The sequence below is a fragment of the Salinicola sp. JS01 genome (assembly GCF_030284585.1).
Taxonomy (GTDB): Bacteria; Pseudomonadota; Gammaproteobacteria; order Pseudomonadales; family Halomonadaceae; genus Salinicola.
Map to the genome: position 1 here is coordinate 93,679 of NZ_CP127244.1, position 18,392 is coordinate 112,070.

The following is an 18,392-nucleotide window of genomic DNA, read 5'->3' on the forward strand; positions in this document are numbered from 1 at the left end:
TCCGCTCACTATAAAGCAAACCCCGGTAGCGGCGAAATGTACCGGCGAAACGGAACCCTTCCCGACGTATGGCCGACATCCTCAAGCGTGACGAGCGCATACCCGAGCATTTGGCCGGACGACGTCTGGACCAGGCGGCGGCCGAAATGTTCCCCGAGTTCTCCCGTGAGCGGCTCAAGAGCTGGATCCAGCAGGGCGAGCTGAGCCTCGACGGGCGCACGGCGCGACCCAAGGACAAGGTGTTCGGCGGTGAACGGCTGGCGCTCGACGCGCAGCTGGAAGCCGAGACCCGCTGGGAGGCGCAGGATATCCCGCTGACCATCGTCCACGAAGACGACGCGGTGGTGGTCATCGATAAGCCCGCCGGGCTGGTGGTGCATCCCGCCGCCGGCAACCCCGACGGCACCCTGCTCAACGCCCTGCTGCACCATTTCCCGGCGCTGGCCGGTATCCCCCGTGCCGGCATCGTGCACCGTCTCGACAAGGACACCACCGGGCTGATGATGGTGGCCAAGACGCTGGAGGCCCAGACCGCACTGGTCGAGCAGTTGCAGGCGCGTAGCGTGTCGCGGGAGTACGACGCCATCGTGGTCGGCACCATGACCGCCGGCGGTACCGTGGATGCGCCGATCGGGCGCCATCCCAAGGATCGTCAGCGTCAGGCGGTCATCAATGGTGGCAAGCCGGCGGTGACCCACTACCGGGTCCAGGAGCGCTTCCGTGGGCACACCCACGTGCGCTGTCGTCTGGAGACCGGGCGCACCCACCAGATCCGCGTGCATCTGGCCCATGTGCGCTATCCGCTGGTCGGGGATCCGGTCTATGGCGGGCGGCTCAAGCTGCCCGCCGGCGCCGGCGAGTCGCTCAAGACGCTGCTGCGCGATTTCCCGCGCCAGGCGCTGCATGCGCACAAGCTGCGCTTCACGCATCCCGTCAGCGGCGAGCCGGTGGAGTGTCGCGCGCCGCTGCCCGATGACATGTTCCTGCTGCTGGATGCGCTGCGTCAGGACCGGGAGGGCGAGGCATGAGTCTGAGTGACGCTTCCGGACTGCCCGGCATGGCCCCGCCGGCCAGCGATGCGCCGACGCTGATCCTGCCTGACTGGGCGGCGCCGAGCACCGTCGGCGCCTTCGTCACCACGCGTCAGACAGGCCCCAGCCGCGGCCACTTCGCCGCCTTCAATCCGCAGGGCTTCAAGGGCGACGACCCGCGGACGGTGGCGCGCTGCCGTGAGCTGCTGTCGCTGGAGGTGGGCGACGGGCGCCCGCTGTTCTGGCTCAAGCAGGTCCATGGGGCGCGGGTGATGCAGAGCTATCAGCCCGAGTACCGCGAGACGCCGCCCGAGGCCGATGCGGCGGTCACCAGCGGGCGTGACTACGCCTGCGTGGTGCTCACCGCCGACTGCCTGCCGGTGTTCTTCTGCGATCGTGCGGGGACCCGAGTGGGCGTGGCCCACGCCGGCTGGCGCGGGCTCGCCGGTGGCGTGCTGGAGGCCAGCGTGGCCGCGCTGGGCGTCGACCCGAGCGAGATCCTGGTGTGGTTCGGGCCGGCGATCTCGAATGCCCAGTTCGAGGTCGGCCCGGAAGTGTTCGAAGCCTTCGTCGCGGTCCAGCCGGAGGCCGAGAGCGCCTTCGACCGCAGCCCCTACCGGCTCGGCCACCACATGGCCGATCTCTACAAGCTGGCGCGTCTGCGCCTCGAACGCCTGGGCATCCACTCGATCAGCGGCGGCCACTTCTGCACCGCCTGCGACGAGACGCGCTTCTACTCCTACCGCCGTGATCAGGGCCGCACCGGGCATATGGCCAGCGTGATCTGGCTGCGCTGAGGCGCGCTTTCCTGCTCCCCCAGTATCCGACTCTCACATGAATGAGATTCGTCTGCGTCCATTTGGCGCAGGCGAATTTTTCATGCGCAGCGCTTGAATTGTGCAAACATACCTCCATCTAGCTGTCAACTGATGAACTGATTCGCCGCCGACCCGGTCGGCCGGCTCTGGAGGGAATCCGATGCGTATGGATCGCATGACCACGAAGTTGCAGAACGCCCTGGCCGAGGCGCAATCGCTGGCGGTTGGCCGCGGCCACAATCAGCTCGACCCGGGCCACCTGCTGATGGCGCTGCTGGAGATGCGCGACAGCGGCGTCAAGGGCCTGGTGCAGAAGGTGGGCGGCGACGTCAGCCGTCTGCGCGAGGGGCTGACGAGCTATCTCGACAAGCTGCCCGAAGTCGGCCAGTTCGACGGCAACGTCAGCATGAGCCAGGACCTGGGGCGGCTGTTCAATCTGGCCGACCGCGAGGCCCAGAGCCGCGGCGACCACTACATTGCGATCGAGCTGGTGCTGCTCGCCGCGCTCGATCTCAAGGGCGGCGTGGCCAAGGTGCTGACCCAGGCCGGGCTGGAGCGCAAGCGTCTGGCCACGGCGATCAGCGAGGTGCGCGGCGGCGCTCAGGTCGACGACGCCAACGCCGAAGAGAAGCGCGAGGCGCTGGAAAAGTACACCCTCGACCTGACCGCCCGCGCCAGCGACGGCAAGCTCGATCCGGTGATCGGGCGCGACGACGAGATTCGCCGCACTATCCAGGTGCTGCAGCGGCGGACCAAGAACAACCCGGTGCTGATCGGCGAGCCGGGCGTGGGCAAGACCGCGATCGTCGAAGGGCTGGCCCAGCGCATCGTCAACGGCGAGGTGCCGGAGGGGCTCAAGGAGAAGCGCGTGCTGTCGCTGGACATGGGCGCACTGCTGGCCGGGGCCAAGTTCCGCGGCGACTTCGAGGAGCGGCTCAAGGCGGTGCTCAACGAGCTGGCCAAGGAAGAGGGGCGGGTGATCCTGTTCATCGACGAGCTGCACACCATGGTCGGCGCGGGCAAGGCCGAGGGCTCGATGGATGCCGGCAACATGCTCAAGCCGGCGCTGGCCCGCGGTGAGCTGCACTGCGTGGGGGCGACCACTCTCGATGAGTACCGCCAGTACATCGAGAAGGATGCGGCGCTGGAGCGGCGCTTCCAGAAGGTGCTGGTGGACGAGCCTAGCGAAGAGGACACCGTCGCCATCCTGCGCGGGCTCAAGGAGCGCTACGAGGTCCACCACGGGGTCGACATCACCGACGGCGCGATCATCGCCGCAGCCAAGCTTTCGACCCGCTATATCACCGACCGCCAGCTGCCCGACAAGGCGATCGACCTGATCGACGAGGCGGCCTCGCGCATCCGCATGGAGCTCGACTCCAAGCCGGAGGAGATGGATCGTCTCGAACGGCGTCTGATCCAGCTCAAGATGGAGCGTGAGGCGCTGAAGAAGGAGACCGACGAGGCCTCGCGCAAGCGCCTGGAGAATCTCGAAAGCCTGATCGATGAACTCGAGCGCGAATACGCCGACCTCGAGCAGGTGTGGAAGGCGGAGAAGGCCAGCATCCAGGGGGCGGCCCAGTACAAGGCCGATCTCGAACAGGCGCGTATCGACCTCGAAGCGGCGCGGCGCCAGGGCGATCTCGGACGCATGTCCGAGCTGCAGTACGGGGTCATCCCCAAGCTCGAGCAGCAGATCGCCGAGAGCAGCGAGAGCGAGGCCAGCGGCGCGGCGGAGCACCAGCTCCTGCGCTCCAACGTGACCGAGGAGGAGATTGCCGAAGTGGTGTCGCGCTGGACCGGGATTCCGGTGGCCAAGATGCTCGAGGGGGAGCGTGACAAGCTGCTGCGCATGGAAGAGGCGCTGCACAAGCGGGTGATCGGTCAGGACGAAGCGGTCACCGCGGTGGCCAACGCCGTGCGCCGTTCGCGGGCCGGGCTCTCCGACCCCAACCGGCCCAACGGCTCGTTCCTGTTCCTCGGTCCCACCGGGGTGGGCAAGACCGAGCTGTGCAAGTCGCTGGCCAGTTTCCTCTTCGACACCGAAGAGGCGATGGTGCGCATCGACATGTCCGAGTTCATGGAGAAGCACTCGGTGGCGCGGCTGATCGGGGCGCCGCCGGGCTATGTCGGCTACGAAGAGGGCGGCTACCTGACCGAAGCCGTGCGGCGCAAGCCCTACTCGGTACTGCTGCTCGACGAGGTCGAGAAGGCGCATCCGGATGTCTTCAACATCCTGCTGCAGGTACTCGAGGATGGGCGCCTGACCGATGGCCAGGGGCGCACGGTGGATTTCCGCAACACCGTGATCGTGATGACCTCCAACCTGGGCTCCGATGTGATCCAGCGCATGGGCGGCGAGGAGTCCGACTACGCGGCGATGCGCGACGCGGTGATGGCAGTGGTGGGCAACCACTTCCGCCCCGAGCTGATCAACCGTATCGACGAGGTGGTGGTGTTCCACGCCCTTGGCCAGGAGCAGATCCAGGCGATCGCCTCGATCCAGCTCGAGCGTCTGCGCCGGCGGCTCGCCGAGCGCGATCTCGGGCTCGAGGTCAGCAGCGACGCCATGGCCCAGCTGGCGGTGGTGGGCTTCGACCCCGTCTACGGGGCGCGCCCGCTCAAGCGTGCGATCCAGAACCGGATCGAGAACCCGCTGGCGCAGGATCTACTGGCCGGGCGCTTTGCTCCGGGCGACACCATCCGGGTCCGCGCCGAGGACGATCATCTGGTGTTCTCGACCTGATATCGCTGCACGACGCATAACCATGACAGAGCCCCGCCGACAGGCGGGGCTCTTGTCTTTTCTGGGGCGGGGCTTGCCGGGAACCCGGGTCGCTCAGGCGCGGGCGGGCTGGCGCCGGGGCGCCGTCGGGTCGCTCGCGCCGCGCACCAGGCGGCGCTGCAGCGCCTCCAGCGAGACGCCCTTGGTCTCGGGCATCAGGAACATCACGAACAGCACCTGCAGCACCATCATCACGGCGAAGAAGGCGAATACCGGCCCGCCGTTGAAGTGCCCCAGCACCGTGGGCATCACTAGCGCAATGCAGGCAGCGCAGATCCAGTGCACCGAGCTGCCGAATGACTGGCCGCGGGCGCGTACCTGATTGGGGAAGATTTCGGCGATGAAGACCCAGATGATCGCCCCCTGGCTGATGGCGTGGGCGGCGATGAACAGACACAGCAGCAGGGGCACGTCGAGACCGCCCAGATCATTCGAGAAGAAGGCGCGCGAGATCAGCACCAGCGAGACGATATACCCCACCGAGCCGATATAGAGCAGGGTGCGCCGCCCCAGGCGGTCGATCAGTGCCATGCCGAGCATGGTGAACAGCAGGTTGATCACCCCGATGCCCACGGTCGAGAGCAGGGCCGCGCTGCTGCCGAGCTGGGCCGCTTCGAGTACCCGGGGGGCGTAGTAGATGATGAAGTTGATGCCGGAGAGCTGATTGAAGAAGGCAATCAGGAACGCCAGCAGGATCGGCAGGCGATAGCGGCCGGAGAAGAACGCCGGTCGCGCCTGCTGCCCGTCGCTGTCGTCGGCGGCGCGAATGGCGGTGACCTGGGCGTCGACGTCGGCCTGCGGGTCGAGCTGACGCAGCACCGCGGCGGCGCCCTCGGTGTCGTTGCGGTGCAGGATCAGCCAGCGCGGGCTGCGCGGAATGCGCAGCACCATCAGGGTGTAGATCAGCGCCGGCAGCGCCTCGACGCCGAGCATCCAGCGCCACGCCTGGCCGTCGACCAGCGCGCCGATCACATAGTTGGAGACGAACGCCATCAGGATGCCGAATACCACGTTGAACTGATAGAGCCCCACCAGCAGGCCACGGCGCTCGCTCGGCGCGATCTCGGAAATATAGGTGGGAGCCGCCACCGAGGAGACGCCCACACCGATACCGCCTATTAGGCGGAAGAACGAGAACCAGTAAGGATCGCTGGCCAGTGCCGAGCCCACCGCCGAGACCAGATAGAGCCCGCCGATCAGCAGCAGGGTGGCGCGCCGGCCCAGGCGGTCGGTGGGGTAGTTGCCCCAGATGGCGCCGATCACCGTGCCCCACAGCGCCATCGACATCACCAGCAGACCGTGCTGCAGGTCGCTCAGCCCCCACAGCGCCTGGATGGGCTTGTCGGCGCCGGAGATGACCGCGGTATCGAAGCCGAATAGAAACCCGGCCAGGGCTACCGTGATCGACCACTGGACGATACGCGACATGGAACTCCTCCTTCTCCGGGTCGAACGACGCGGTATGCATGAGATGAATCGATTCAGCTTGCGCATTACAGCAAGGGATCGACGCAGATGCGAGCGTTCGTCGGTAGACTTTCGTCGCGCTTCGGTAAACGGAGGGGTGCGCGTGTCGGGCGCCGATGGCCGGTGCTGGCGCCGGGTGCCCGCCAAGGTTGACACTCCGGGAGCGCTGGGAGAATCTAGGCGACTCCTGATTGCGGGCGCAGCCATTGTCGGGCGACCCCTGGCCGCTGCGTGAAGGGTAGGTTCTGCGTGACCTCTACCCGCCTGTCGAAGGAACTCTTTCTCAGGAAAGAGGGGAACGGGCCACCCGCTCGTCCCCGCCAACCCCACACGGCGATCTGCCGTGCCGGGAGCCGCGTCGACCTGCCGGTCACGACGGTTTCCATGAGTGCGGGTCCCCACCCAGGGCCCATAGCCAGGATTATGGCATCAGGCGCCGACGGCATGTCGGTAGCGGCGTACCGCCGCATTAACGCTACGCGATCGCGGAAATCGCGCAGTGGCACTCGAACCTCCAGGGGAGACTCACCAGTGGAATTACTTTCCGGCGCCGATATGATCGCCCGCTTCCTGAAAGACGAAGGGGTGGAGCATATCTACGGCTACCCGGGCGGTGCGGCATTGCACATCTACGATGCCCTCTTTCGCCAGGATAGCGTCAAGCACATTCTCGTTCGCCACGAACAGGCCGCGACCCACGCCGCCGACGGCTATGCCCGTGCCACCGGCAAGCCCGGCGTGGTGCTGGTCACCTCCGGTCCCGGCGCCACCAATGCCGTCACCGGCATCGCCACCGCCTACATGGACTCGATTCCCATGGTGGTGCTGTGCGGCCAGGTGATGAGCCACCTGATCGGCGAAGACGCCTTCCAGGAGACCGATATCGTCGGCGTGACGCGCCCGGTGGTGAAGCACAGCTTCTCGATCAAGCACCCGAGCGAGATCCCCGAGGTGCTGAAGAAGGCGTTCTACCTCGCCGCCACCGGACGCCCCGGCCCGGTGCTGGTGGACATTCCCAAGGACATGACGTCGCCCACCGAGCGCTACGAGTACGTCTATCCGAAGAAGGTCAAGATTCGCTCCTACAACCCGGTCACGCGCGGGCATACCGGCCAGATCAAAAAAGCGGTCGACATGATGCTCAAGGCGCGGCGTCCGGTGTTCTATACCGGCGGTGGCATCATCACCGGGCGCGCCTCCGAAGCGCTGACCGATCTGGTGCAGCGTCTGGGCTTTCCGATCACCACCACGCTGATGGGGATCGGCGGCTTCCCCAGGGTGACCGCTGCTCCCTCGGCTGGCTCGGCATGCACGGCAGCTATGAAGCCAACATGGCGATGCACCACGCCGATCTGATCATCGCCATCGGCGCGCGCTTCGATGACCGCGTCACCAACAACACCTCGAAGTTCTGCCCCACGGCCAAGATCGTGCATGTCGATATCGACCCCAGCTCGATCTCCAAGACGGTGCGCGCGGACGTGCCCATCGTCGGTGCCGCAGGCAGCGTGATCGACGAGATGATCAGCCTGCTGCAGGACCGCGAGCCGGCCAGCCCCGATGCACTCACCGAGTGGTGGAAAACCATCGACGGCTGGCGCGCCGAGCGCGAAGGCAAGCTCTACGAGCCGTCGAAGCCGGGCGAGGCACTCAAGCCGCAGGAGGTGATCGAGGCGGTCTACCGCGCCACCCGCGGCGAAGCCTTCGTCACTACCGACGTGGGGCAGCACCAGATGTTCGCGGCCCAGTACTACAAGTTCGCCAAGCCCAACCGGTTCATCACCTCCGGCGGCCTCGGCACCATGGGCTTCGGCTTCCCGGCGGCGATGGGCGTCAAGCTCAATTTCCCGCAGGACGACGTGGTCTGCTTCACCGGTGAAGGCAGCTTCCAGATGATGATGCAGGAGCTGTCGACGTGTAAGCAGTTCGATGTCGGGGTCAAGATCGTCAACCTCAACAACCAGTCGCTGGGCATGGTGCGCCAGTGGCAGGATCTCAACTACAAGTCCCGCCACGCCCACTCCTACATGGAGTCGCTGCCGGACTTCGCCAAGTTGATCGAGGCCTACGGCTTCACCGCGATCAAGGTGACGACCTTCGCTGAGCTGGAGCCGGCGCTGGAGCGTGCCTTCGCCGACACCAATGAGCTCGTGTTCCTCGATATCTACGTCGATCCTTTCGAACACGTCTATCCGATGCAGGTGCCGCTGGGCTCCATGCGTGACATGTTGCTGTCGAAGACGGAGCGGACCTGATGCGCCATATCATCTCGATTCTGCTGGAAAACGAACCCGGCGCCCTGTCCCGCGTGGTGGGACTGTTCTCCCAGCGCAACTTCAACATCGAAACGCTGAACGTGGCGCCGACGGAAGATCCCTCGCTGTCGCGGCTGACCGTCACCACGGTGGGCGACGACCGGGTGATCGAGCAGATCACCAAGCACCTCAACAAGCTGATCGACGTGGTCAAGCTGGTCGACCTGACCGAGGGCAACCATATCGAGCGCGAGCTGATGCTGGTCAAGGTCAAGGCGCTGGGCGCCAGCCGTGACGAGGTCAAGCGCACCGCGGACATCTTCCGGGCGCAGATCGTGGACGTGACGCCGAGCGTCTACACCGTGCAGATCACCGGGGATGCCGGCAAGCTCGACGCCTTCGTTCAGGCAATGGCGCCGATCGGCATTCTCGAAGTGGCGCGGACCGGGGTTTCCGGTATCGCCCGCGGTGACAAGCTGCTGTCGCTGTAGCTGCGTCGACGGCAACGGCATGACGCCCGGCGGAAGCGATTCCGCCGGGCGTTTTGCTATGTGTCCTCGGGATGGAATCTCATGGCATGGGGACTCGCGGGGCGCGCCGGGGTGGCACGGTCGCACCTGACTCAGCCCGGCAATTGCGTCCAGAGCGCTTCGATCAGGGCGCTCTTGAGACGGCGCTTGAGCACGCACAGGCCGACGTCGTAGTGAGGCAGCTCGGGCTTGACCGGCAGAATGGCGATACGGTCGAGCAGCGGGCTGTTGTCGAGCACGATGCGCGGCACGATGCCCACGCCGAAGCCGAGCCCGACCATGCTGACGATCGCTTCGTTGCCGGCGACCTGGGCGTAGATGCGCGGGCGTACCCCGAGCGCGCGGAACCAGGTGTCGGCATGATCGCGGGAAAGCCCCGACTCAGACAGGATCATCGGCACGTCGCGCCACTGGGCAGGCGTTGGCACCTCCGGGGTCGCCGGCAGCCAGGCGGCACCGTCACGCGGGGCGATGAACACCAGCGGCGACGTCGCCAGCGGCTTGAACGCCACCGCGTCCGGCAGGCTGCGCGGGCGCGCGGTGATCGCCATCTCCTCCTGCTCGGCCTGGACCCGGGCAATCGCATCCGCCGGGTCGCCGGTGTGCAGCTTGATCTCGATGCGCGGATGGCGCTGGCGGAATTCGCTCAGCAGGCGGTAGAGGAAGCTGTAGCTGGCGGTGACCGAACAGTAGATGCTGAGTTCGCCGGCAAGCTCCCGAGTCTCTGCCATCAGCTCGCGCTGCAGCGTCTGCCACTGCTCCAGCGTCTCCCGCGCATAGGTGTGGAAAAGCTGCCCCTCCCGGGTCAGCTCGACATGGCGATTGTCGCGCTCGAACAGGGTCACGCCCAGGCTCTCCTCGAGCTGGCGCAGAGAGCGGCTCAGGGTCGAGGGGCTGATATGGCAGGCGTCACTGGCGCGGCCGAAGTGGAGATGGTCGGCCAGGGCCAGAAAGTGGGTGAGCGGGCGGTAGTCCATGGAGCGTGCTCGTTGCTTAACGTGAAATGTCGCATTGCAAATATAGCGTTTTACGCAACGAGGCGCTTGCCTTATCGTGGCATCACGGTTCGACGATCACCGCCCGCTCTGGCGGCCGGCGCGATCGCTATACCGACCCGACACTTTTCAGACTGCTCGCATCGATATCGGAGTTTGCCATGCACGTGTATTACGACAAGGACTGTGACCTCGCGCTGATCCAATCCAAGCAGGTCACCATCGTGGGTTATGGCTCCCAGGGCCACGCCCACGCCAATAACCTCAAGGAGTCCGGTGTCGACGTGACCGTGGCACTGCGCAAGGGTTCCTCTTCCGCCGCCAAGGCCGAAGGTGCCGGCCTCAAGGTGGCCAGCGTCGCCGAGGCGTGCAAGAGCGCCGATGTGGTCATGATCCTGGCGCCGGACGAGAACCAGAAGGTGATCTACGAGCAGGAGATCGAGCCGAACCTGAAAGAGGGTGCCACCGTTGCCTTCGCCCACGGCTTCAACATCCACTACAGCCAGGTCCAGCCGCGCGCCGATCTCGACGTGATCATGGTCGCGCCCAAGGCGCCGGGCCACACCGTACGTTCCGAGTTCGTGCGTGGCGGTGGTATCCCCGACCTGATCGCGATCCACCAGAACGCCTCCGGCCAGGCCAAGGAGATCGCACTCTCCTACGCCGCGGCGATCGGCGGTGGCCGCAGCGGGATCATCGAGACCACCTTCAAGGACGAGACCGAAACCGACCTGTTCGGCGAGCAGGCGGTCCTCTGCGGCGGCGCGGTCGAGCTGGTCAAGGCGGGTTTCGAGACCCTGACCGAAGCGGGCTACGCCCCCGAGATGGCCTACTTCGAGTGTCTCCACGAACTCAAGCTGATCGTCGACCTGATGTACGAAGGCGGCATCGCCAACATGAACTACTCGATCTCCAACAACGCCGAGTACGGTGAATACGTGACCGGCCGCGAGATCATCAACGAGAGCTCGAAAGAAGCGATGCGCAAGGCACTCAAGCGCATCCAGGATGGCGAATACGCCAAGATGTTCATCGCCGAAGGCGCCTGCAACTACGCCTCGCTCAACGCCCGCCGGCGCCAGACCGCCGAGCACCCGATCGAGCAGGTGGGTGAGAAGCTGCGTGGCATGATGCCGTGGATCACCGCCAACCAGCTGGTCGACAAGAGCAAGAACTGAGCTGCATCGAACGCGGTAGGCAACTAGGGGCGCGACCGAGGTCGCGCCCCTTTTGCGTGTATGTCCGCTTATCTGCCCGGGTGAAAGTTTGCGTGCGCGGGTAGGGTATGTGTCGCGATTGCCGCTAGGCTGTGGGTAGAATTGCCCGGCTTGCATACCGGAACGCTCTCGATATCAAAGGACTCGCCGCCATGACGCAGGAAGAACGCCACCACGAGCAGGAGCCCGAAACCATCACCATCGGCGCGACCTCGCCGCTGTTCGACGACGAGGACGAGGTGATCGAGGAAACGGTGGAGAACGGCAAGCGCATCCGCCGTCGCGGCATCTATCTGCTGCCCAATCTGTTCACCCTCTCGGCGCTGTTCGCCGGCTTCTACTCGATCGTCGCGGCGATCAACGGTGACTACGCCAAGGCGGCGATCGCGATCTTCATCGCCATGGTGCTCGACGGTCTGGATGGCCGGGTGGCGCGCCTGACCAACACCCAGAGCGCCTTCGGCGCCGAATTCGACAGCCTCGCCGACATGGTCTCGTTCGGCATGGCGCCGGCGCTGGTTGCCTTCACCTGGATTCTCCAGGATATCGGCAAGATCGGCTGGATCGCTGCCTTCATCTTCGTCTCCGGGGCGGCGCTGCGGCTGGCACGCTTCAACGTGCAGATCGGCAGTACCGACAAGAAGTGGTTCGTCGGCCTGCCCAGCCCCTCGGCCGCCGCAGTGGTCGCCGGCTGCGTCTGGGTCTTCCATACCTTCGATGCCGAGTCCATCGGCTTCAAGGTACTGATGACGGTCGTCGTCGCCGCCGCCGGCGTACTGATGGTGAGCAACGTGCGCTACCACAGCTTCAAGGAGATCGACTTCAAGGGCCCCGTCCCCTTCGTCTTCCTGCTGGTGATCGTGCTGCTGTTCGTGCTGATCTCGATCGAACCCTCGGTGATGCTGCTGGCGCTCTTTGGCTGCTACGTGGTGTCGGGGCCGCTGTTTGCGCTGGGGCGGCTCAACAAGGCACGCCGGGACAAGCGCCGCAGTGCCTCTGGTGACCAGCAGGCCCAGGACGACTGACGCAGGACTGCCATCGACGTCTACCGACGCCCGCCTCGTGCGGGCGTCGGCGTCTCTGGCCGGATGGATTTTCCTTCAGAAGTCACGCCATACGCGGCCTCTAGCGCCGGCGCCGGAACGCGGCGACACTTTTTCGACATTTCCCCTTGCCAAGGCGGGGGTAGATCCGTAAAGTACGCATCCGCTGACGCCGAGACAGGTTCTCGGGGTTGGTGGAAAGGCTAGCTAAGCTGTTGAAAAGATTGAAAAAATCGATTGACACTTAGCCTCGGGGGTAGCAAAATGCGCCCCTCGCTTTTCCAGGATCGGTTCTCAGGCAGCAACGTGAGCCGGGCAAGAATCGACAAGAAAGACGTTGACATCTTCGCCAAGATCCTTAGAATACGCCTCTCCTTACGGCGACCCAGAAAGCAAGCGCTGACAAGCACTTGAGTCACTTTAGGGTCACGGCAGAAGGCTCGGCACGTCCACGTGAGACGAGACTTCAAGTAAGGACGCTCTTTAACAATCGATCAGGTAATTGATGTGGGCGCTTGTCTTGCGTGACGCCAGTCACAGCATATCAAGGCAAGCGACTCGTCTAAGATTCGTTTGACCTTGAACCAAGTTTGGTCCGCTTCACTTCTTTTGTCTTCGGGCAGGGAAGAGGTAAGGACTATCAGACTTTTAACTGAAGAGTTTGATCATGGCTCAGATTGAACGCTGGCGGCAGGCCTAACACATGCAAGTCGAGCGGCAGCACGGGGAGCTTGCTCCCTGGTGGCGAGCGGCGGACGGGTGAGTAATGCATAGGAATCTGCCCGGTAGTGGGGGATAACCTGGGGAAACCCAGGCTAATACCGCATACGTCCTACGGGAGAAAGCAGGGGCTCTTCGGACCTTGCGCTATCGGATGAGCCTATGTCGGATTAGCTGGTTGGTGAGGTAATGGCTCACCAAGGCGACGATCCGTAGCTGGTCTGAGAGGATGATCAGCCACACTGGGACTGAGACACGGCCCAGACTCCTACGGGAGGCAGCAGTGGGGAATATTGGACAATGGGCGCAAGCCTGATCCAGCCATGCCGCGTGTGTGAAGAAGGCCCTCGGGTTGTAAAGCACTTTCAGCGAGGAAGAAGGCTTGGCGGCTAATACCCGTCAAGAAGGACATCACTCGCAGAAGAAGCACCGGCTAACTCCGTGCCAGCAGCCGCGGTAATACGGAGGGTGCGAGCGTTAATCGGAATTACTGGGCGTAAAGCGCGCGTAGGTGGTTTGGCACGCCGGTTGTGAAAGCCCCGGGCTCAACCTGGGAACGGCATCCGGAACGGCCAGACTAGAGTGCAGGAGAGGAAGGTAGAATTCCCGGTGTAGCGGTGAAATGCGTAGAGATCGGGAGGAATACCAGTGGCGAAGGCGGCCTTCTGGCCTGACACTGACACTGAGGTGCGAAAGCGTGGGTAGCAAACAGGATTAGATACCCTGGTAGTCCACGCCGTAAACGATGTCGACTAGCCGTTGGGACCTTTAAGGACTTAGTGGCGCAGTTAACGCGATAAGTCGACCGCCTGGGGAGTACGGCCGCAAGGTTAAAACTCAAATGAATTGACGGGGGCCCGCACAAGCGGTGGAGCATGTGGTTTAATTCGATGCAACGCGAAGAACCTTACCTACCCTTGACATCCAGAGAACTTGGCAGAGATGCCTTGGTGCCTTCGGGAACTCTGAGACAGGTGCTGCATGGCTGTCGTCAGCTCGTGTTGTGAAATGTTGGGTTAAGTCCCGTAACGAGCGCAACCCTTGTCCTTATTTGCCAGCACGTAATGGTGGGAACTCTAAGGAGACTGCCGGTGACAAACCGGAGGAAGGTGGGGACGACGTCAAGTCATCATGGCCCTTACGGGTAGGGCTACACACGTGCTACAATGGCCGGTACAAAGGGTTGCGAGACCGCGAGGTGGAGCGAATCCCAGAAAGCCGGCCTCAGTCCGGATCGGAGTCTGCAACTCGACTCCGTGAAGTCGGAATCGCTAGTAATCGTGAATCAGAATGTCACGGTGAATACGTTCCCGGGCCTTGTACACACCGCCCGTCACACCATGGGAGTGGACTGCACCAGAAGTGGTTAGCTTAACCTTCGGGGGAGCGATCACCACGGTGTGGTTCATGACTGGGGTGAAGTCGTAACAAGGTAGCCGTAGGGGAACCTGCGGCTGGATCACCTCCTTAAACGATTAGCGGATCGCGAGATAAGCGCTCACAATCAATTACCTGATCGACCAAGAGCAATGACTGTTTGGGTCACGGACCCAGTGGTAAAGCCGGGTCTGTAGCTCAGTTGGTTAGAGCGCACCCCTGATAAGGGTGAGGTCGGCCGTTCAAATCGGCCCAGACCCACCAAATTTACGCCATGACCGCGTTGTTTCCCGGCTCGCATAGCAGGCTATGCGTCACCGTGAAACGCCTTGTCATGACGAAAATTATCCAGATAGCTGGATTATCTGGGGCCATAGCTCAGCTGGGAGAGCGCCTGCCTTGCACGCAGGAGGTCAGCGGTTCGATCCCGCTTGGCTCCACCAAATCGTTCCCCGTTGGCTCGCGCCACACAGTCACCGAGTTCTAAGCCATCCGCTTCGTCGCTCACCGCGACCGAGTCGATCGCTTAGAGCTTCTGCTCTAAACGCTCTTTAACAATGTGGATCATGCTGACAGTTCTTCACCATTCGTAGTTGGAATGGCGAAGAGCGAAAAGTGATACGTCTCAAGCGTATCCGGCAATTGTCGTTGTGATCGCGCGACCAGACTCCTTCGGGTTATATGGTCAAGCGATTAAGCGCACACGGTGGATGCCTTGGCAGCCAGAGGCGATGAAGGACGTTGTAGCCTGCGAAAAGGCTCGGTGAGGTGGCAAACAACCTGTGACCCGGGCATGTCCGAATGGGGAAACCCACCCAGCATAAGCTGGGTATCCCACACTGAATCCATAGGTGTTGGGAAGCGAACCGGGGGAACTGAAACATCTAAGTACCCCGAGGAAAAGAAATCAACCGAGATTCCCCCAGTAGCGGCGAGCGAACGGGGAGTAGCCCTTAAGCAGGTGACTGGTTAGACGAACGGTCTGGAAAGTCCGGCCATAGCGGGTGATAGCCCCGTAGTCGAAAACCTGATCCTGTGAAATCGAGTAGGTCGGGGCACGTGAAACCTTGACTGAACATGGGGGGACCATCCTCCAAGGCTAAATACTCCTGGCTGACCGATAGTGAACCAGTACCGTGAGGGAAAGGCGAAAAGAACCCCGGAGAGGGGAGTGAAATAGATCCTGAAACCGTGTGCGTACAAGCAGTGGGAGCAGACTCGTTCTGTGACCGCGTACCTTTTGTATAATGGGTCAGCGACTTATATTCAGTGGCGAGCTTAACCGTATAGGGGAGGCGTAGAGAAATCGAGTCTTAACTGGGCGACCAGTCGCTGGATATAGACCCGAAACCGGGCGATCTATCCATGGCCAGGGTGAAGGTCAGGTAACACTGACTGGAGGCCCGAACCGGGATCTGTTGAAAAAGATTCGGATGAGCTGTGGATCGGAGTGAAAGGCTAATCAAGCTCGGAGATAGCTGGTTCTCCTCGAAAGCTATTTAGGTAGCGCCTCACGTATTACCGCCGGGGGTAGAGCACTGTTTCGGCTAGGGGCCCATCCCGGGTTACCAACCCGAGGCAAACTCCGAATACCGGTGAGTAGAGCGTGGGAGACACACGGCGGGTGCTAACGTCCGTCGTGAAAAGGGAAACAACCCAGACCGTCAGCTAAGGCCCCCAAATTCTGGTTAAGTGGGAAACGATGTGGGAAGGCATAGACAGCTAGGAGGTTGGCTTAGAAGCAGCCATCCTTTAAAGAAAGCGTAATAGCTCACTAGTCGAGTCGGCCTGCGCGGAAGATGTAACGGGGCTCAAACCAGATGCCGAAGCTACGGGTTCATCCTCAGGATGAGCGGTAGAGGAGCGTCGTGTAAGCCTGCGAAGGTGTGTTGAGAAGCATGCTGGAGGTATCACGAGTGCGAATGCTGACATGAGTAACGACAAGGGGAGTGAAAACCTCCCCCGCCGGAAGACCAAGGGTTTCTGTTCTACGTCAATCGGAGCAGAGTGAGTCGGCCCCTAAGGCGAGGCTGAAAAGCGTAGTCGATGGGAAACGGGTCAATATTCCCGTACCGGATGTGGTTGCGATGGGGGGACGAAGAAGGCTAGGTGAGCCAGGCGTTGGTTGTCCTGGTGAAAGTCAGTAGGCTGAGAGCTTAGGCAAATCCGGGCTCTCAAGGCCGAGAGACGAGACGAACGGACTACGGTCCGGAAGTCATCGATGCCACGCTTCCAGGAAAAGCCTCTAAGCTTCAGATCACATGCGACCGTACCCCAAACCGACACAGGTGGTCAGGGTGAGAATCCCAAGGCGCTTGAGAGAACTCGGGTGAAGGAACTAGGCAAAATGGCACCGTAACTTCGGGAGAAGGTGCGCCGGCGTAGCGTGAAGAGACTCGCTCTCCTAGCGCGAACCGGTCGAAGATACCAGGTGGCTGCAACTGTTTATTAAAAACACAGCACTCTGCTAACGCGTAAGCGGACGTATAGGGTGTGACGCCTGCCCGGTGCCGGAAGGTTAATTGATGGTGTTAGCGCAAGCGAAGCTCCTGATCGAAGCCCCGGTAAACGGCGGCCGTAACTATAACGGTCCTAAGGTAGCGAAATTCCTTGTCGGGTAAGTTCCGACCTGCACGAATGGCGTAATGATGGCCACGCTGTCTCCACCCGAGACTCAGTGAAATTGAAATCGCAGTGAAGATGCTGTGTACCCGCGGCTAGACGGAAAGACCCCGTGAACCTTTACTATAGCTTCACACTGGACGCTGATGTTGCTTGTGTAGGATAGCTGGGAGGCTTGGAAACCGTGACGCCAGTTGCGGTGGAGCCAACCTTGAAATACCAGCCTGGCATCATTGGCGTTCTAACTTCGCACCGTGATCCGGTGTAAGGACAGTGTGTGGTGGGTAGTTTGACTGGGGCGGTCTCCTCCGAAAGAGTAACGGAGGAGCACGAAGGTACCCTCAGCACGGTTGGAAATCGTGCATTGAGTGCAAGAGCATAAGGGTGCTTAACTGCGAGACAGACACGTCGAGCAGGTACGAAAGTAGGTTCTAGTGATCCGGTGGTTCTGTATGGAAGGGCCATCGCTCAACGGATAAAAGGTACTCCGGGGATAACAGGCTGATACCGCCCAAGAGTTCACATCGACGGCGGTGTTTGGCACCTCGATGTCGGCTCATCACATCCTGGGGCTGAAGTCGGTCCCAAGGGTATGGCTGTTCGCCATTTAAAGTGGTACGCGAGCTGGGTTTAGAACGTCGTGAGACAGTTCGGTCCCTATCTGCCGTGGGCGTTGGAGATTTGAGAAGCGCTGCTCCTAGTACGAGAGGACCGGAGTGGACGCACCTCTGGTGTTCCGGTTGTCACGCCAGTGGCACTGCCGGGTAGCTATGTGCGGACGGGATAACCGCTGAAGGCATCTAAGCGGGAAGCCCCCTTCAAGATGAGATCTCCCTGAGACTTCGAGTCTCCTAAAGGGTCCAGCAAGACGAGCTGGTTGATAGGCACGGTGTGGAAGCGCTGCAAGGCGTTGAGCTAACGTGTACTAATGCCCCGTGAGGCTTGACCATATAACCCCAAGGGGTCTGGATACTCCAGACAGGGGTCGCGCGATCACATCGCGACAATGGCCGGATAGGCAAGAGACGTATCATCAGCATGATCCAGATTGGTCGATGTGAAGCTGGCGCGTGAAAGCGTGTCACAGGTTCATGTCGACGTCAGTTTTGCCTGACGACCATAGCGAGTGGGAACCACCTGATTCCATGCCGAACTCAGAAGTGAAACCGCTTAGCGCCGATGGTAGTGTGGGGTCTCCCCATGTGAGAGTAGGACATCGTCAGGCACCTATACCGAACCCCAGTCTCGTCAGAGACTGGGGTTCACTCGTTTCTGGGACCTGAATCCTTCGAAACCTTTCCCCGCTACGCGGCTCAGGCATGCTGCCTTTAACTTATCCCCATCCCCTTTATCGAGCTCCAGGGAGGACCGCCTGTGGATAGTTGCCGTTTTACGGGCTTGGTTCTTGCATCGATGCGCGTGATAGTCGCCTTCAGCGTATTCGATTAGCCCGCTAACAGTGGCGCCCCCATACTGTCATCAACGGTTGAGGCCAAGACCCAACCCCCGAATCGATAGACCCGACAGTCATT

Annotated in this window: 8 protein-coding genes, 2 tRNA genes, 3 rRNA genes and 1 pseudogene; 12 read left to right on the forward strand and 2 right to left on the reverse strand. The window is 62.2% G+C overall.

Annotated elements, in window-relative coordinates; translation table 11 throughout:
• Nucleotides 1–68: 68 nt before the first annotated feature.
• From rluD to clpB, 3 genes are all read left to right on the forward strand, one after another.
• Nucleotides 69–1,028, forward strand: coding sequence for a 23S rRNA pseudouridine(1911/1915/1917) synthase RluD (rluD, locus tag QO259_RS00500; protein WP_285951383.1), 960 nt, complete (start codon nt 69–71; stop codon nt 1,026–1,028).
• The gene (pgeF, locus tag QO259_RS00505) at nt 1,025–1,828 is read left to right on the forward strand and encodes a peptidoglycan editing factor PgeF (RefSeq protein ID WP_502949124.1); all 804 of its coding nucleotides are present in this window, start codon (nt 1,025–1,027) and stop codon (nt 1,826–1,828) included. Before rluD ends, pgeF begins: the two co-directional genes overlap by 4 nt.
• 181 nt (nt 1,829–2,009) lie before the next feature.
• Entirely contained in the window at nt 2,010–4,595 is a 2,586-nt protein-coding gene (clpB, locus tag QO259_RS00510) for an ATP-dependent chaperone ClpB (RefSeq protein ID WP_285951384.1), read from the forward strand.
• Nucleotides 4,596–4,688: 93 nt separating this feature from the next.
• Here the strand turns inward: clpB and QO259_RS00515 are convergent, their stop codons facing one another.
• Nucleotides 4,689–6,062, reverse strand: a complete 1,374-nt coding sequence (locus tag QO259_RS00515) for a sugar porter family MFS transporter (RefSeq protein ID WP_285951385.1) — start codon at nt 6,060–6,062, stop codon at nt 4,689–4,691.
• A gap of 570 nt (nt 6,063–6,632) precedes the next feature.
• Here QO259_RS00515 and QO259_RS00520 point away from each other — a divergent pair.
• Together QO259_RS00520 and ilvN are read left to right on the forward strand one after the other, a co-directional pair.
• A pseudogene (locus tag QO259_RS00520) lies at nt 6,633–8,356 on the forward strand (acetolactate synthase 3 large subunit).
• Nucleotides 8,356–8,847: an acetolactate synthase small subunit gene (gene ilvN, locus QO259_RS00525; RefSeq protein WP_035470452.1), complete on the forward strand. Its 492-nt coding sequence runs from the start codon at nt 8,356–8,358 to the stop codon at nt 8,845–8,847. Before QO259_RS00520 ends, ilvN begins: the two are co-directional and overlap by 1 nt.
• A gap of 131 nt (nt 8,848–8,978) precedes the next feature.
• On the opposite strand, the gene ilvY is transcribed toward ilvN, so the two are convergent.
• Nucleotides 8,979–9,863, reverse strand: coding sequence for an HTH-type transcriptional activator IlvY (gene ilvY, locus QO259_RS00530; protein WP_285951386.1), 885 nt, complete (start codon nt 9,861–9,863; stop codon nt 8,979–8,981).
• 179 nt (nt 9,864–10,042) lie between these two features.
• On the opposite strand from ilvY, the gene ilvC reads away from it, so the two are divergent.
• The 7 genes from ilvC (at nt 10,043) to rrf (ending at nt 18,085) form a co-directional block, all read left to right on the forward strand.
• On the forward strand, nt 10,043–11,059 hold the full coding sequence (ilvC, locus tag QO259_RS00535) for a ketol-acid reductoisomerase (RefSeq protein WP_035470454.1): 1,017 nt from the start codon (nt 10,043–10,045) through the stop codon (nt 11,057–11,059).
• 191 nt (nt 11,060–11,250) lie between these two features.
• Complete coding sequence (pssA, locus tag QO259_RS00540; RefSeq protein ID WP_051895614.1) at nt 11,251–12,123, forward strand: CDP-diacylglycerol--serine O-phosphatidyltransferase; 873 nt, start codon at nt 11,251–11,253, stop codon at nt 12,121–12,123.
• 667 nt (nt 12,124–12,790) lie between these two features.
• A 16S ribosomal RNA gene (locus QO259_RS00545) occupies nt 12,791–14,331 on the forward strand.
• Between the two features lie 94 nt (nt 14,332–14,425).
• Nucleotides 14,426–14,502 (forward strand) — tRNA-Ile (locus QO259_RS00550).
• 103 nt (nt 14,503–14,605) lie between these two features.
• Nucleotides 14,606–14,681, forward strand: a tRNA-Ala gene (locus tag QO259_RS00555).
• Nucleotides 14,682–14,921: 240 nt separating this feature from the next.
• Nucleotides 14,922–17,810: ribosomal RNA gene (locus QO259_RS00560) — 23S ribosomal RNA — on the forward strand.
• A 159-nt stretch (nt 17,811–17,969) separates the two neighbouring features.
• Nucleotides 17,970–18,085: ribosomal RNA gene (gene rrf, locus QO259_RS00565) — 5S ribosomal RNA — on the forward strand.
• Together the 16S, 23S and 5S rRNA genes with 2 tRNA genes alongside form the textbook arrangement of a ribosomal RNA operon.
• The last annotated feature ends 307 nt before the right edge of the window (nt 18,086–18,392 follow it).

Bases quoted from the DNA above. Each gene is read 5' to 3' on its own strand.
- rluD (WP_285951383.1), top strand. From the start codon at position 69: ATGGCCGACATCCTCAAGCGTGACGAGCGCATACCCGAGCATTTGGCC.
- pgeF (WP_502949124.1), top strand. From the start codon at position 1,025: ATGAGTCTGAGTGACGCTTCCGGACTGCCCGGCATGGCCCCGCCGGCC.
- QO259_RS00515 (WP_285951385.1), bottom strand. From the start codon at position 6,062: ATGTCGCGTATCGTCCAGTGGTCGATCACGGTAGCCCTGGCCGGGTTT.
- pssA (WP_051895614.1), top strand. From the start codon at position 11,251: ATGACGCAGGAAGAACGCCACCACGAGCAGGAGCCCGAAACCATCACC.
- ilvN (WP_035470452.1), top strand. From the start codon at position 8,356: ATGCGCCATATCATCTCGATTCTGCTGGAAAACGAACCCGGCGCCCTG.
- ilvC (WP_035470454.1), top strand. From the start codon at position 10,043: ATGCACGTGTATTACGACAAGGACTGTGACCTCGCGCTGATCCAATCC.
- clpB (WP_285951384.1), top strand. From the start codon at position 2,010: ATGCGTATGGATCGCATGACCACGAAGTTGCAGAACGCCCTGGCCGAG.
- ilvY (WP_285951386.1), bottom strand. From the start codon at position 9,863: ATGGACTACCGCCCGCTCACCCACTTTCTGGCCCTGGCCGACCATCTC.